Genomic DNA, 14,999 nt, shown 5'->3' on the forward strand with positions numbered 1-14,999 from the left:
TTCTAGCTCTTTTTTATTATTAACTGCACTTTTCCCTTCCGTCTTCATGTGTTAATGAATCATTCCATCCCTTACACACATCAATCCATTGTGAATAACCGGAGTGTTTTTCTAATTGTTTTATTGTGAGTTCAATAGCACTGTTACTGCTCCCGCAGGCTGGATAGACTGTCTCAAAACGTTTGAGTGAAATATCTAAATAAACAGAAACGCCATTCTTTATAGCAAAAGGACATACTCCGCCAATTTCATGACCGACCAAGTCAACGACCTCATGAGGAGAAAGCATTTTAGCTTTTGTTTTAAAATATTCCTTGAATTTTTTGTTATCAACTTTTGCATCGCCAGAGGTCACAATTAAAATAGCTTGTCCATTTACTAGAAAGGAGAGTGTTTTTGCGATTCTTTCAGGTTCGCAGCCCAATGCAGAAGCAGCCAAGTCTACAGTTGCACTAGATACTGAAAATTCTTGAATTCGAGTATCCATATCATATTGTTTAAAATAATCTTTTACTTGTTTGATTGACATGATGATTTCTCCTTTTTATTTGTATTGATTGATGTTTGCTAGACTTTATTATTTAAACGATATTGATGTGGTGTTACGTGATACTTTTTCTTAAATAAACGAATGAAATGCTCTACATTTTGATAACCAACGGCTGCCGCAATATGATCTACTTGTGAATTGCTGCCAGTGAGCATTTCGCAGGCTTTTTCCAATCTTATTTCTTGTCGAATCTCACGAAATGATTTGCCAAGCTTACGAGATATATATTTTGACAGGTAAGACTGTGAAAGGTTAAATTCCTCTGCCATCTCCTGGATTGTTATATGCTCACAACATTGCTGAATATATTGGAGCATTTGAATAATACGTATTTCACGATATTGTTTGACCTGATTTACGTTCATATGACTTGGTTTGAACCTTAATAAAAGACATAATAATATCTCAAACAAATTATTCATAATCAACTGGTAACTAGGAAACCGATTATAATTTTCTGTAAATAGTTGAAGAGAGCAGTCTAGCAAATGTTTATCCAAGTGACTATGGAAAATAAGAATATTTTTATTTTCTTTTATATACAATGCATTCAAAAAGAATTCTGAAATGACATTATTTCCTTTTAACATTTTAAAAAACACTTTTTGAAAAGTACTCTTACGGATCATGATTTGCATGGCGATTGTATTCTCCATTACAATTGGCTTGTGTAGGGTGTCAGGTGGAATAAAGGCAATATCTCCTGATTTTAAAGTCATTTTTTTATCTTCCACTTCTAAACACATCTCATTTTCCAGAACATAGATCATCTCAAAGAAATCATGGATAGCCGACAATTGAGGCATAAAACGGCTATACTTTCTCACTTCGATATCTTTCTCCTGACCTAACCACATGGTATCTTCCTTTTCAAATTCGTTCTGCCCATTTTGCAAAAATTCTTCTATATATATTTGCTTATGCATTAAATTGTGTTTATTATAATCCTTCAAAAATAATTGCAATGATTGATAGTCCTGCTTTTTCTGTTGGTATTGTAGATAAAAGATTTCTTGCTCGTTATATTCTCTTAAATATTGCATCACTTCATGTTTTTCAAGTTTATCTTTTTCCATCTACATCCAAACCTCTAGTTTATTTACTGCAACCATCAGGGCTTTCACTGTTGCTTCTATAATATCTTTATCAATTCCAGCACCCCAATGCATGTTTCCTTGATATGAAATTCCAATCTGTGCACAGGCTTGTGCTTGGGAATCCTTGCCTAAAGAATTCTGTTCATAGACTTCTAAAACATATTCGAGATGAAAATATGCTTTTAACGCATTACTGATTGCATCTAAACTTCCAGTGCCAGTTCCTTGTATTTTAATTTGTTGATCATCTCTCAGCAAAGTTAAGGTAACTTCCTGCTTCTCTCCTTTATGAAATTGATAATCAAGCAGCTGGAAATGAGGGTGATAATCAACATACTGTTCTTTAAAAACATGATATATTTCTTCGACAGACAATTCCTTACTTGTCTGATCAGATACTTTCTTCGCTTCATATCCCATGGCTTCATTCATTTGATAAGGAAGTTGAATGCCATAATTTGTTTCTAGTATATAGCCTATGCCGCCTTTTCCAGACTGGCTGTTGATTCGAATCACATCCGCTTGATAATTCCTCCCCAAGTCAACGGGATCTACTGGGATATACGGAACGTCCCATTTATCAACTTTATTTTCTTTTCTATATTTCATACCTTTAGATATCGCATCTTGATGTGACCCAGAGAATGCGGTGAAAACCATTTCCCCAGAATAGGGCTGCCTCTCAGGCACAGTGATTTTTGTTAGTTTTTCATATTTTTTACGAATAGCTTCTAGGTTATTGAAATTCAATTTTGGATCATAACCTTGTGAATACATATTCATCGCCAAGGTAATCAAGTCAACGTTCCCTGTACGTTCACCGATACCAAATAATGTACCTTCGACTCTTTCTGCGCCAGCTAGAACACCAAATTCTGCATCACTCACCCCAGAGCCGCGGTCATTATGAGGATGAACAGATAATGTCACACTGTCTCGGTAAGACAGATTTTTGTGTATATACTCAATCTGACTTGCAAAGATATGAGGCATTGAATATTCAACTGTTGTCGGAATATTGATGATGGCTTTATGAGTTGGTGTCGGTTTCCAAATATCTAAAACACTATTACAAATATCTAACGCATAATCAACTTCTGTTCCTGGAAAGCTTTCTGGACTATATTGAAAATAAATATCACTATTTGTTTTTTCGGCAAGTTCTTTTACTAAAATAGCTCCATCAATGGCAATTTGTTTAATTTCATCTTTTGTTTTCTTAAATACCTGTCTGCGCTGCGCTTCTGAAGTCGAATTATATAAATGAACAATTGCTTTCGGTACTCCCTTAATGGCTTCGAAGGTTCGGCGGATAATATGCTCTCTCGCTTGTGTGATCACCATAATCGTGACATCGTCTGGAATCATATGATGATCAATCAGTGTCCGTAACAGCCTAAACTCCGTATCAGAAGCAGCTGGAAATGCGATTTCAATTTCTTTAAAACCTATCTCTACTAGTAACTGAAACATTTCTAATTTTTCTTCTAAGTTCATAGAAATAGGTAATGCTTGATTACCATCCCGTAAGTCCACACTGCACCATATCGGAGCACTTTCTAATGTTTCTTTCTTCACCCAATCATAAGTAAGCTTCGGTGGCAAAAAGTATTTCTTTTCGTATTTTTTGTGGTTAAACATCATCGATTCCTCCTAGAAAATAGAATATAAAAAAAGCCTTTCATCCCCAAGATTTAACTTGGAGACGAAAGACTTCTTCTTACGCGGTACCACCCCTGTTTCATGATAAACAAACATTATCATGCCCTTATTCGGATACAGATTGTTTGATCTTATATCCTTCCCATATAACGGTGGGGTGCCGACCTTAACTACATCAATACTTTTCATTTCACTAAGGCTACTCTAAGGTGAGTTCCCTGCTTTTTTGTTATTGCTTCTCATCAACCAGCAACTTTCTGAAAACATTTCGGCAAGTACTATTCCTTATCATTGCATTCTCATTTTTCTGATTTTTTCTATTATACCAAGTCTATAAAAAGAAGATAGTGATTGGGATATCTTTTTTAATTGATTTTTTTTGTTCTATGGGTGCTTATCTTTAATCATCTTCACCAAATAAAATTCCGAGGCCACAAATAAAGGTGAGTGAATTCATAGCGAACAATAAAATCGCACCAATTTTTTTCATGACAATGAACCTCCTCTTAAATTCGATCTGCTAGCCTTCAAAATTTAAATTCACTGGTTCATCCTCTAAATGATCCACAGTATTTTGTTCTGTCACGGGGACACTTTCATCTACAATTTTAAAACTAAGTTCGTCCATCCAAATGTGACCTTGACCATGTAGTAATATGCCAAACGCAATGACTTCACTTTTGACTGGAACATCCAATACTATACTAAAATGATTCCAGCCGTTTGTTCCTGTAATGGGGCGGTTCATCATGTTGTCAAACGCAAGAACTTCACCTGAAGAATGGTCAATCCTCATCCATAAACCAGCTGAACCTTTCACATCTTCGCTTTTGACAAAAGCAGAAAATTGAAGGCGTTCTCCACGGTAACGATCAGACTTAATTTGCTGCATCAATGTCGCGAAACCTCGAGCTTTTTCATCTTTTGATTTTAAATAAGCGGAGTTAGTACCACTGTGAACAATTCTGTTATCCAAACCTGTTTCATAGTCAGATGGGGTGTCCCCCGTCATAATCCAGCCAGTAGGTGTGTTCTGATGATCAGCCATAATTGTTTCCTCCTCATTAATCACATTCCTTAATAATCTCCGATAACGTGCGGGTGACATGTCATATATTTTCTTAAAGGCTCTAGTGAAGGATTCCTGTGAACCAAAACGATACTGCAATGCGATGTCAATCGCCCGTTGGTCCGTATGAATTAAATCCTTCGCCGCTTGGGTCATTCGACGTTCCCGTATATAGTCAACAACTGACTTCTTAATCACTTTTTTGAACATACGGTGAAAGTGAAACCTAGAATAACCAGCGTGTTTCGCTAGAGTTTGAAGCGGTAAATCATCTTTCAGATGTTGTTCAATATAATTTAATGTTTCTTGAATCGTTTTCTCATGTTCTTGATAGGACAACCGAGCACCTCCTTGCCTTACGAGTTTAGTATAGCGGAAATGATCTTTAGGAAACTTGACTTTTTGTGCTGTGTTGTAATTATAGAATGGACCTTTTAGTCCTAGGTTCAGGACTGGGTATCCGTGTACTGGGTGGAGTTTCTGAAGAAAATCTAGAAATCATCCGGGAATAAGATTTAATTCTACTCGAAGAAATTTCCATCTTAGGATTTGAGTGAGACATCTGACAATATTTTGAGGTTCTCCCAGACATCCACAACAAAGGTGCCATGGATGACGCCAGAATATACGACTAAACAATTGGTATCGGTGCTATCACTTTGATTAATTACAGTTTCAGCAGAACTGCAAAAAATATTTAATTAGATAAATGTAGGTTGAGGGATATTGAAGGAAAATCAGATGTGAAGGGGATACAATGAATGAACAACTTAAAATTATTATTGATCTCATAATTAAAGCAGATAATACAATTGAAAAGAATATCATATTCGAAAAATTTTTTAATAAATCAGATCATATAAAAATATTCAAATATTAATGAAAGTTTTAAAAATAGGGAAATTAACGGTTATAAAATATTTCTCCTGACTATACAAAAATGTGGATTCTTGATAGTAATTATATTGGAGGGGATTACCGAAAATAAAAGTTGGTAAAGTTGTACATTTTGATTTGAATATTTTGACGTATTTAAACAGGTTATTAAATGATTATAGACAAAATATTCAGAAGAATGAATTTCTCGATTATCTAAATTTTTTTAAAAATAATCAATTCAATTATAATATTACTACTGCATTAATGGAACGCTCAATGTCCGATATAAGTGGTGTTGATAAGAATATTTGGAGGGTACTCTAAAAAAACTGTTGAGCCCATTTTAAATACAGTTTGGGATATTTACCATGTAAGATTAATAGAACAATCTTTTTTTATAGATAATAGTAATAAGGAAGAGATATTTTTATCATAATTTCAGTTCAAGAGATGATGCTTTTAATGAGTTATCTAAAATAAATCAAATAAAGGTTTTTGTAATTAATGATGGAAGAACGCTTGCAATTCGAGATATAGGTATAAAAGATATTTGTAACGACGAATTTTACAATGAGCTTTCATTCTTCATTTTTATTGCTATTTTGGGCATTCTTCTCTGTTTTGATTTATTAGCCATATCGATCCTACAAATATAGACATCCCAAACATCTTTAAAATAAAACTTGTCAAAAATGTATATCCTTCAATTTCAATACCTAGCATAATTGTGGCTATTATGATTCCTATAAAACCAGCTAAGAAATATAAAATCAAAAATACACCTCCTCTAAAAACATCCTACTAAAACATTGAAAAGAACCCCTAACCAGGAGTTCCTTTCTCTATTCAATATTTTCTTAATGGGATATTTCCAATAAAGTTTTTTAGTGAAATTTTATAATGTTGTTCAATGTCACGTCCAAGGTTTTCATGTAATACCTTCATTTGTTCAATTATATAATTAAGATCGAATACATTATATAACTGTTGAGTTTCCCAAATAGTGGTGAGTCGAGCCTTATTATCAAATGGTATTACTGAAATAATGGGGTCGTCTTCCTCATACTCCATTGTGTAATATCTATACTCTGTAACTTTGTTTTTTTTCTTTATCTTTTTAATCCAGTCGTGCAAAGATGCATAAAATTCTAATAAGGCGATATTTTCTTCAAAATATACTTCGCCATTTATAACTATTTTAAACTCTCCCTCTACTCTTAGAGCTGTTGATGGATCTTTCTTCATGTTCTTTGGAATATCTTTCTCATCAGATGTGAACATATAATCAAATTCTACTTGATTGGATAAGCTGTCCATATTTTACCATCCCAACCTATAACTATTTTTATTTTTGTCTCACCTTTTGTTCCGATTTTCTTTTTCAGATTTGCAGTGATGACAAAGGATAGTTTTTTATTATTGTTTATAGTAAACGAAACATTTTTAGATTGTAAAGCTTCTTTTATCCATTTATTTACTGTGCTCTTGCTTTTGGTATCAAATTTTCTGTATCTACCTTTTGCATTACTAAGATGTTTGTTGCTAACAGAAAACTTAGAAACTTTTTTTATACCTTGTTTAATTACCTGTTTTTTAAAAGTTTTTATTATTAGCTTCTTTCCGTATTTTTTAATAGCATATTGAATACCAAACCTAGAAACAATTCCAACTATTATTGCTGGAACAATTGATGACTGAGCTTCTATGGTGCTAACTTTATACTCTTTTCCTGTTTCATCATCCACAAAGGTTGCTGTAAAATCATTTCCTTCAATCTCTTCAATTAACACGTTGAATTTGTTAGTTTCTTTTTCCCCATTTTCTAACTCTGTAATACCATCAACTGTGATTTCACCTGTCTCATGATTAATTTTCATGTCAGTTTGGACATTCATACTCTCAGCTTCAAGCTGAGTAGATACATTAACTTCATCTAGGCTTTCCTTAACTTCCATTAACATATCTTGTTCTAGCTCTATCCCCAATTCTTTTTCAACATTCACTTCATATTCTTTACTAGCATTCTCTTCTATTCTTAAAGCATCAGAATTAATTTCGCCTGATTTTGCACTTGCAAATTCAGGAACAACTCCACACAAAAACAATGTTAACACAAGAATTTTTATTAAAACCTTTTTCAATCTAATTCTCTCCCTTGTTACAAATAATCATCCCATTGCCATACTCTCTGTCATAACCTAGCTTTCCAAGATCAACTGTATTTTTCTTGAGTGTTTGATGAACATTCTCTTTAGATTTGTATTTTTTAGAATACAAACAGCCTATAGCACCTGTTGCAAACGCAGTTGCAAAGGATGTACCTTTTACCTTTGTATATCCTCCGTGTATATCAGTTGTTTTAATATTTACTCCAGGCGCAGAAAAGTCAATTTTTCCTTTTGCTGAAATTGGATCAATTTTTAGTTTTTCGTTAAGTGAGGATATCGATAAGACGCCTTCATATTTTGCAGGGTATTCAACAGTTAGACCTAATGTATTTCCAGAAGCAGCTGTAATTGTTATATTGTTATCTAAAGCAATTTTTATAACATTTCGTAATTCATCGTAGTCTTTTCCAAATCCGAAACTTATATTAATTATGTCTACCTTTTGCTCAATACACCATTTAATCCCTTTGACAACATCTTCAACTTTTCCTTTGCCATTTTTATTTAGTACCTTGACATCATAAATAATGGGATTCTGTGAAATACCTTTTATTTCTTCACCAGTTGCAGCGATTATTCCGGCAATTGCTGTACCATGACCATAATCATCTTCGATAGATTTTTTTGGTTTAATAGCATTGTACTCATAAAAAGTTAAATCTTTAAACTCTTTATGTGACTTATTAATACCGCTATCAAGGATAGCAATTTTGACATAATTCTTATGATTATTAGGTTTTTCATGACCTATAACTTTATATCCCCATAGCAGGTCTTTTTCCTTCTCTGTTTTGTATGATTTACTATTATCCTCAGAAACATCGCCAGATAGTCCCCAACATAATACAATTGCAAGAATCACTAGGCACGAAACAAATAGTAATAAGGCTTTTGACTTTTTCATTCAAGCTTCCTTCTCACATGCAGTATTTAGAATTAATACAGAATATACCTCCCTTCCCTTTTTATGAAATACAAGAATATATTAACCTATATTTATTTTGATGTAAATGTTATTTAAGGTAATATATCCTTATATATTTAAAATTTCCCATGCGTGTACTACTGTAAATATGCCAGTTCTTCTTCTTGACTCGTTTACTTAATAATTATCTATGATTTTTTTGATTAAAAATGTTTTGCCACTGCCAACTATGACCTGATAACACAATGAGTTTATTCATTACTTGTTGTAACCTCACTCCAACTCCACATGTCCAACGTTCTCCAAAATTGAAAGCGAAACAAGTAAACGTAAAAATAATGTCACTAAAATAGATTTTGAAAATGAAAAATCTAAATTAATCAGTGAAATTGCAAATGGACAAAAGTTCTTTTTTTAGAATATGAATTATTCCAACTAAAACAGATTAAAGAATAGGCTATTTTTATTTGAATCTTGTACTTAGAAAAGAAAAGTAAGTGAAATAGTGTAATTACTTAAGTGTGGATCTGCATTTTGTTCAAAAATTTTTACTATTACTGATACTATAATTATAGAAAGGGTGTTGAATATTGCTGGAATTGTAAGTAAATTAGAAGGGTTACCATGCAAAGAAACTCTAGTCATAAACTTGACTAGAGGTTTCTTACTGGGTAATTGTGCAATTTTAATTCATTCACTTTAACGCTTCTGTTTAAAAATCATTCAGTTTATTTGAAATCCCTCTTCAAAATCGAATAAATAAACACATCATCAAACCCATTCTGACCAAGATCATACTCCCTTAATAAACCCTCTCGAACAAAATCAACATTCTCCAATAATTGAACAGAGGACGTATTTGCTGGATCAATAATCGCATCAATCCGATTCAGATACATTTCCTGAAACCCATATCGTAACACCGCAGCAATTGCTTCGCTCATGATGCCTTTTCTCCAATGATCGTGGTGTAATTCATAGCCGATTTCCGTGCGGCAGTGCTGTTTTTCTAGGTTGAGAAAGCCGCAGCTGCCGATGATCGCAGGATCATCTTTTAGAGAAATGCCCCAGCGGATGCCTGTTTGTTCTTTGAAGATGTCGTGATACCACTTGATTTCTCCTTTTGTGTCTTCAATCGTTTCATGAGCATCAATGCCCATGTAGCGGCACACGGTTTCATTGGATAAGTAGATGTGCATATCCTCAGCGTCTTCGATTGTTGCTTGTTTTAAGATTAGTCTTTCGGTATGTATGGTTGGAAATGATTGCGGGAATATCAGTTTATGTCTATACATATTTTTCTCCTCGTGCAATTTTATTTAAATTATACCTGTACTGGTCGATTTTGTGTAATGCTTTGGTATAATATGTGAGAATGTGATTGCGGGGATAATTCACAAACAGAATTCGATTAAAAGCAAAAGAGGATAATTGAAATGGGTATTTTTCTAATTATGATCGTCATCGTGATGATCATCGTATCTTTAGCGATCTATTTGTTTAAAAAGGGAATCATCCATTCTAAAGTGTTAGTGATTGTAGGTTCTGTTTTAGGAGGAACCGCACTATTTGTTTGGGTGGCTATGTTTTTTAATTTTCACTCTGTATCTTTAACAAATGAATCGCTAGGTCATTTTAAGATTGGTGAAAAATTTGAGAGAGATCATACTTTTGTGGAGAATACTCAATTCTCCCATCCTAAACAGAGGGTCTATATGGAAAAAGAAAATCAAGATTTTGTAGTATCAGTTGATCAACATCATCGAGTTACATCTATTTACAATCAGTCAAAACAGAAAAAACTCAAAACATCTAAGGGAATCACTATTGGAGACGATTATTCATCTGTGCTACAAACATATGGAGATCAATTCAAGAAGCTCTGGTTTGTCGAAGGGTATAGCAAAGGTATACAATATCAAGATCAATCAAACGGTATCATTCTGGAGTTCTTTTTCAATGACAATAAACTAGCACTCATTGAACTTCGTAGTAAGCGGAAATAAAAAAGTAGAAAGTAAAAACAAGCATTTCAATTGAAATGCTTGTTTTTATGTTTCTTTTCCATAACATGTCTTACAATAAAAAACCCCTTCATTCCTGAGCCAAGCCTTTACCTCTGTCATTCCTTTTCTCTTTGGATAGGTCAGCTTGACGTACACTTCTTCGTTTCCTTCTATCTTTTTCTGACAGCTAGCACACGTGGGTTCTTCAAATAGAAACAATCGACTTACTCCTTTTTGTACATATTTCTTCCATTATATCAAATGTTCGACATGTTCTTTGCGGCTCGTTCTTCACTTTCTCTATTTTTATCCGACATATGCTAAGTAAAAGAAATTTCCATTTGTTGAAACCGTTTGAAAGAAAGCTTGCTCTAACAGGTGTAGGAGGTGTGAGTGTGATGAAGCAAGTGCGTCTAATTAAAAAAGCACAAAAAGGGAATGTCCCGGCATTTGAGAAATTAATGCTGATGTATCAAGAGCGTTTATATAAAACAGCTTTTCTCTACACAAGAAATAAAGAGGATTCGTTAGATGCTGTTCAAGAGACGGTATTTAAAGCGTTTAAGCATCTATCTGGTTTGAAAGAACCGGCTTATTTTTCTAGCTGGCTGACGAGAATTTTGATTCATACAATTTTTGCGATGAAGAAAAAACAGCAAGATGTTGTTCCGTTTGAACAGCAACACGAAAGCGTGGAGCGTCATGATTTTTTGGAAGACAAGCTCGATTTAAAAAATGCACTTGAAGTGTTAGATGAGCAATACCAGGTGGTCATTCAGTTGTTTTATTTTCAAGATTATTCAATTTCGATGATTTCTGAGCAGATGGGTGTGCCTGAAGGAACGGTTAAAACTCATTTGTATCGAGCAAGAAAGTTATTAAAGCAAACATTGGAGAAGGAGGAGAGTGTCGATGAAACGAAAAGAAATGAAAAAGCTTTATGATGAGATTGATGTACCAATGGTTGAAGTAACCTCTGCGATTCGCCAAGCAATAGGAGATGTAAAAGCGGAACAGAAAAGACATTGGTTCAAATGGAACTGGAGAACGCCAGTATACTCTGCCGTTGTTCTCCTCGTACTTTACTTTTCATCAGGTTTTCTTTTTCCTTCTCTTAATACAGCAATGGCACGTGTACCGATTATTGGGCAGTTTTATATGATGTTTCACGATAAAGTTGGAATGGCCCTTTTTCAGAGTGATTTGGTGAAGCATGTCAATGAGGGGGCTGAATCAAGAGGAATTACTGTGAAAGTAAACAGTGTATACTATGATGCTGGGCGTCTTGTTTATACGTTTACTGTCGATCATTTGAATACAAAGGAAGATTCTGTACCATTCATCGTCAGCAACTTAGATCATATAAATGAAAATTTCCAACCGAGTTACGATAATCAGGAATTGATAAAATTAAAGGATGACCGATATGTTGGACAAATGGAAGTCTATACAAATGGACAGACAATTAAGCAAGGTCAAAAAGCCCCACTCGTCATTTCAAAAATTGGAGATATTGTAGGGAATTGGCGTTTTGAATTACCTGTAGTCAAGCAAAAAACCACTTTATTAGCAGGACAAAAAGACGTGTCTATTTTAAATGGACGTTATCAAATAAGAAACGTAAAGGTAGAAAATGGAGTGAATGGCTCTGCTATTCAATATGCCATTGATTACAATGGTTTTGCCAAAGATGATAGAGTTAGTATTGATAGAATGAAGGATAATTTAGGGAATGAGTATGAGCTTGAGATTGGAACCGTTTTAAGAAAAAAACAACTGACTTCTGACAAAACTAGAAAAGATCATTTGACCATTTTGAATCAGCCGATCAATCCAAAGGCGACTGAATTGACATTTTACACAGATGTGAGATACGAACGAGAATACAGCCACATCATTCCTCTCAAGACAAAGCTGCCTGTTCAGTTCAAAACAAAACACCATGGCATCGGAATCAAAATCATTAAGATAGAGCAAAAAGACCGTTCTGTGATTGTTGATTATCAATTTACTGGAGTAGATCAAAAAGAATTAGATCAGGATGTGATGGAGAATATAGGTGAATTCATTGGATTAGGCGATGTTGAAAAGATGAAATCATGGCCCGATCCACAAGCAGACTATGAAAGCGGATATTACTTGAAGGGGAACCATGCGAAGGTGACGAATTTAAAGACAGCTTCCATGCAATCCACCTTTGAATTTGATGATAAGAATTTAGAGACTTTATCATTAAACCATTTTTCTTTTAAAGAATATGGGCTTTATCTTGATTTGACTGAACTGAACATGTTGGCACCACAGAAAGCGATAAAGGTAACCATTCCAGTCAAAAAAGAAACTTCAAAAGCTAGTCGATAAATAAGAAAGCGAACATGGTTATACATGTTCGCTTTTTGTCTGTTGTTCCACCAGTCGATGACGATTGAACGAATACCGAATCAACATCAACGCCACAAAACTAGCTAATCCGCCAATCCAACTTAAATTAGTCACATTTGTATACTGTATAATCACACCGCCCATTGACGATCCGAGCATCATGCCGATGTTCATAATCGCTGTATTAAAGCTTAGCACGGTTTCTGATGCTTGGGGTTTAAGGGAGATCAGATAAAATTGCTTCGCTGGTGTTGTTGTCCATGTGGCGATGCCCCAAATGGCGAGTGTGATCAAGACGCTAATTGTAGAGAATTGCGTAAAGAATAAGGCAAAGAGAGCGAACATCTGGATCATGATGCTGATCGAGATGGTTCGGTTTGGTCCCCATTGATCAACGGCGAAGCCGCCAAAGCGTGAGCCGATAAAAGCAGAAATGCCTAAGACGAGCAAGGCCATGCTTGTCATTTCAATTGAAAAGCCGGCGGTCTGTCGTAATAAAGGAGAGATATAAGCAAAGACCATCGTGTAGCCTAAGATCCAAAAGACCGTCGTGGCTAATCCGCTGATCACTCTGCGGTCTTGAAGAATGTGTAATTGCTGCTTTAATGGCAGATGTGAATGTCCCTCTATGCGTGGCAGCAATTGATAAAGAAGCAAGAAGAGACAAGCAGTAACTAGTGCAATGATGAGAAAAATATAGTGCCAATCCACGTGGCCTGATAGAAATGTTCCAATCGGCACACCAAGTACGAGTGAAACAGTGAATCCAGTGATGACAGTCGCCATTGCGCTTCCCTTTTTTTCTGGCGGGGCGATCTGCGCTGCATAATTCGTGGCGACGACAATATATAAACCGCCGCTCATGGCCATGATGACACGAGAGAGCAGGAGCAGCACAAAATGATGGCTGAAAAAGGCGAGCATATTGCCTAAAATAAACACAAAAATAGCTGATAACAAAACCTTTTTTCGGTTCAGCTTCGACGTTGCCATGACTAAAAAGAGAGCGCCCACTGCATAAAAAAGAGAATAGACGGTGATGAGCTGTCCGGCAGCAGGAATAGAGATGTGTAAATCAACAGCAATGATATCTAGAATGCCTGACACAACGAATTCTGACGTGCCTGTGACAAATGAACCGACAGCTAAAAGAATGATTAATAGCTGATGAGATGTGTTTTTCATTTTGAACCCTTCCTTCATGTTGATACGTTGTCTTTAGTTTAAATTCCGTGCTAACATAAGTAAAATTGATGTTTTTCATGAAGGAGATGAGTAAATACTCATGAGCTTTGTTCGCTTTGATATTATCGCAAAAGTTGTGGAGCTTGGCAGTTTTACAGCAGCAGCTGAAGCATTAAACATGACGCAGTCAGCTGTCAGTCATGCAGTGGCAAATTTAGAGTCAGAGTGGGGCGTGTCTTTATTCATTCGTGACCGAAAAAAAGGTATTATGCTGACGGAGATTGGTCAAACGCTTCTCCCGCATATTAGAGAAGTGTTAAATAGAGTGGAGAAAATCCAGCAAGAAATTGCGTTAACGAAAAATATTGAAACGGGCCTGATTCGTATCGGCACATTTGCCAGTGCCTCTGCTTGTTTATTGCCTAAACTGCTTGTGAGCTATCAGAAAAAACATCCGAAAATCGAATTTAAATTCTATGAGGGAACGTATGAAGAAATATTGGAGTGGCTGGATTCTGGCATCATTGATGTTGGATTCGTTGTAAAGGGTCATGCGGATGAAGCCTTTGATTTAATGCCGCTTATGAAAGATGAGATGGTCGTCGCCTATCACCCAAATCATCGATATGAACAGCAGCCCATTGTGGATATAACAGATTTGGCGGGTGAACCATTTATTATGCCGACTGGCATGTATCAATCACATGTAGAGGATATTTTTTCAGAGGCGCAAATGAAGCCGGCTGTTTTATTTGAAGTTCATGATTGTACGACCATTGCCCGTATGGTCGGGGAAGGACTTGGCGTCACGATAGGTCCGGAGTTGTTTTTAAAAACGCAGCAGCTTGTGCATATTCGCCAGCTGAATGTCTCTCATCATCGTGAGGTTGCGCTCGCCTGTCCGTCGCTCTCTCAAGCTTCGCCGGCAGTGAAAGAGTTTTTCCATGTAGCCGAAGCGGTTTTTGCAAAAGAGAAGGATTTGGGGAAGGGTGTATAAAGAACTACATGTGAATTTCCAAATTCGTGTAATAAGACGAATGAAGCGGACATTTCTTTGAAAAATGTTCGCTTTTCGT

14 protein-coding genes, 1 pseudogene and 1 other annotated feature are annotated in these 14,999 nt (G+C 35.5%); of the genes and pseudogenes, 5 read left to right on the forward strand and 10 right to left on the reverse strand.

Annotated features, from left to right (window positions below):
* Positions 1 to 19 precede the first annotated feature (19 nt).
* The 4 genes from NSQ34_RS03050 to NSQ34_RS03065 form a co-directional block, all read right to left on the reverse strand.
* Complete coding sequence (locus tag NSQ34_RS03050) at positions 20 to 529, reverse strand: YbaK/EbsC family protein (protein ID WP_065215072.1); 510 nt, start codon at positions 527 to 529, stop codon at positions 20 to 22.
* A 38-nt stretch (positions 530 to 567) separates the two neighbouring features.
* On the reverse strand, positions 568 to 1,626 hold the full coding sequence (locus tag NSQ34_RS03055) for an AraC family transcriptional regulator (RefSeq protein WP_176966841.1): 1,059 nt from the start codon (positions 1,624 to 1,626) through the stop codon (positions 568 to 570).
* A complete protein-coding gene (locus NSQ34_RS03060; RefSeq protein WP_342501034.1) occupies positions 1,627 to 3,288 on the reverse strand; it encodes a 2-isopropylmalate synthase in 1,662 nt (553 codons plus the stop codon). It abuts the gene before it with no gap.
* Between the two features lie 57 nt (positions 3,289 to 3,345).
* Positions 3,346 to 3,610 (reverse strand) — a binding site (T-box leader).
* A 219-nt stretch (positions 3,611 to 3,829) separates the two neighbouring features.
* Positions 3,830 to 4,717, reverse strand: coding sequence for a helix-turn-helix domain-containing protein (locus NSQ34_RS03065; protein WP_163115526.1), 888 nt, complete (start codon positions 4,715 to 4,717; stop codon positions 3,830 to 3,832).
* A 104-nt stretch (positions 4,718 to 4,821) separates the two neighbouring features.
* Between NSQ34_RS03065 and NSQ34_RS03070 the strand changes: the two are divergent.
* A pseudogene (locus NSQ34_RS03070) lies at positions 4,822 to 5,013 on the forward strand (GMP synthase (glutamine-hydrolyzing)); the annotation flags it as partial.
* 1,090 nt (positions 5,014 to 6,103) lie between these two features.
* On the opposite strand, the gene NSQ34_RS03075 reads toward NSQ34_RS03070, so the two are convergent.
* From NSQ34_RS03075 to NSQ34_RS03090, 4 genes are all read right to left on the reverse strand, one after another.
* Positions 6,104 to 6,574 carry a hypothetical protein gene (locus NSQ34_RS03075; protein ID WP_024424493.1) on the reverse strand — a complete coding sequence of 157 codons (471 nt, stop codon included), beginning with the start codon at positions 6,572 to 6,574 and terminating at the stop codon, positions 6,104 to 6,106.
* Positions 6,550 to 7,398: an SAR2788 family putative toxin gene (locus NSQ34_RS03080; protein ID WP_098676696.1), complete on the reverse strand. Its 849-nt coding sequence runs from the start codon at positions 7,396 to 7,398 to the stop codon at positions 6,550 to 6,552. Before NSQ34_RS03080 ends, NSQ34_RS03075 begins: the two co-directional genes overlap by 25 nt.
* 1 nt (position 7,399) lies before the next feature.
* Positions 7,400 to 8,329, reverse strand: a complete 930-nt coding sequence (locus NSQ34_RS03085; protein ID WP_024424495.1) for a S8 family serine peptidase — start codon at positions 8,327 to 8,329, stop codon at positions 7,400 to 7,402.
* A gap of 749 nt (positions 8,330 to 9,078) precedes the next feature.
* Complete coding sequence (locus tag NSQ34_RS03090) at positions 9,079 to 9,645, reverse strand: GNAT family N-acetyltransferase (protein WP_268456728.1); 567 nt, start codon at positions 9,643 to 9,645, stop codon at positions 9,079 to 9,081.
* A 141-nt stretch (positions 9,646 to 9,786) separates the two neighbouring features.
* Here NSQ34_RS03090 and NSQ34_RS03095 point away from each other — a divergent pair, with 141 nt between their 5' ends.
* The gene (locus NSQ34_RS03095) at positions 9,787 to 10,356 is read left to right on the forward strand and encodes a hypothetical protein (protein WP_024426710.1); all 570 of its coding nucleotides are present in this window, start codon (positions 9,787 to 9,789) and stop codon (positions 10,354 to 10,356) included.
* Positions 10,357 to 10,401: 45 nt separating this feature from the next.
* On the opposite strand, the gene NSQ34_RS03100 is transcribed toward NSQ34_RS03095, so the two are convergent.
* On the reverse strand, positions 10,402 to 10,575 hold the full coding sequence (locus tag NSQ34_RS03100) for a Fe3+ hydroxamate ABC transporter substrate-binding protein (protein ID WP_098676695.1): 174 nt from the start codon (positions 10,573 to 10,575) through the stop codon (positions 10,402 to 10,404).
* 179 nt (positions 10,576 to 10,754) lie between these two features.
* Here NSQ34_RS03100 and NSQ34_RS03105 point away from each other — a divergent pair, with 179 nt between their 5' ends.
* Together NSQ34_RS03105 and NSQ34_RS03110 are read left to right on the forward strand one after the other, a co-directional pair.
* Entirely contained in the window at positions 10,755 to 11,300 is a 546-nt protein-coding gene (locus NSQ34_RS03105) for a sigma-70 family RNA polymerase sigma factor (protein ID WP_041116055.1), read from the forward strand.
* Positions 11,269 to 12,717 carry a DUF4179 domain-containing protein gene (locus tag NSQ34_RS03110; protein ID WP_342501035.1) on the forward strand — a complete coding sequence of 483 codons (1,449 nt, stop codon included), beginning with the start codon at positions 11,269 to 11,271 and terminating at the stop codon, positions 12,715 to 12,717. Before NSQ34_RS03105 ends, NSQ34_RS03110 begins: the two co-directional genes overlap by 32 nt.
* A gap of 18 nt (positions 12,718 to 12,735) precedes the next feature.
* Here NSQ34_RS03110 and NSQ34_RS03115 read toward each other — a convergent pair whose 3' ends face one another.
* Positions 12,736 to 13,923 (reverse strand): MFS transporter, encoded by a 1,188-nt coding sequence (locus tag NSQ34_RS03115; protein ID WP_342501036.1) that lies wholly within the window; start codon positions 13,921 to 13,923, stop codon positions 12,736 to 12,738.
* Positions 13,924 to 14,023: 100 nt separating this feature from the next.
* Here NSQ34_RS03115 and NSQ34_RS03120 point away from each other — a divergent pair, with 100 nt between their 5' ends.
* Positions 14,024 to 14,920: a LysR family transcriptional regulator gene (locus NSQ34_RS03120; protein ID WP_024426705.1), complete on the forward strand. Its 897-nt coding sequence runs from the start codon at positions 14,024 to 14,026 to the stop codon at positions 14,918 to 14,920.
* Positions 14,921 to 14,999 lie beyond the last annotated feature (79 nt).

Origin of the sequence: Bacillus sp. FSL P2-0069, assembly GCF_038593315.1 — a bacterium.
Lineage (GTDB): Bacteria > Bacillota > Bacilli > Bacillales > Bacillaceae > Bacillus > Bacillus safensis.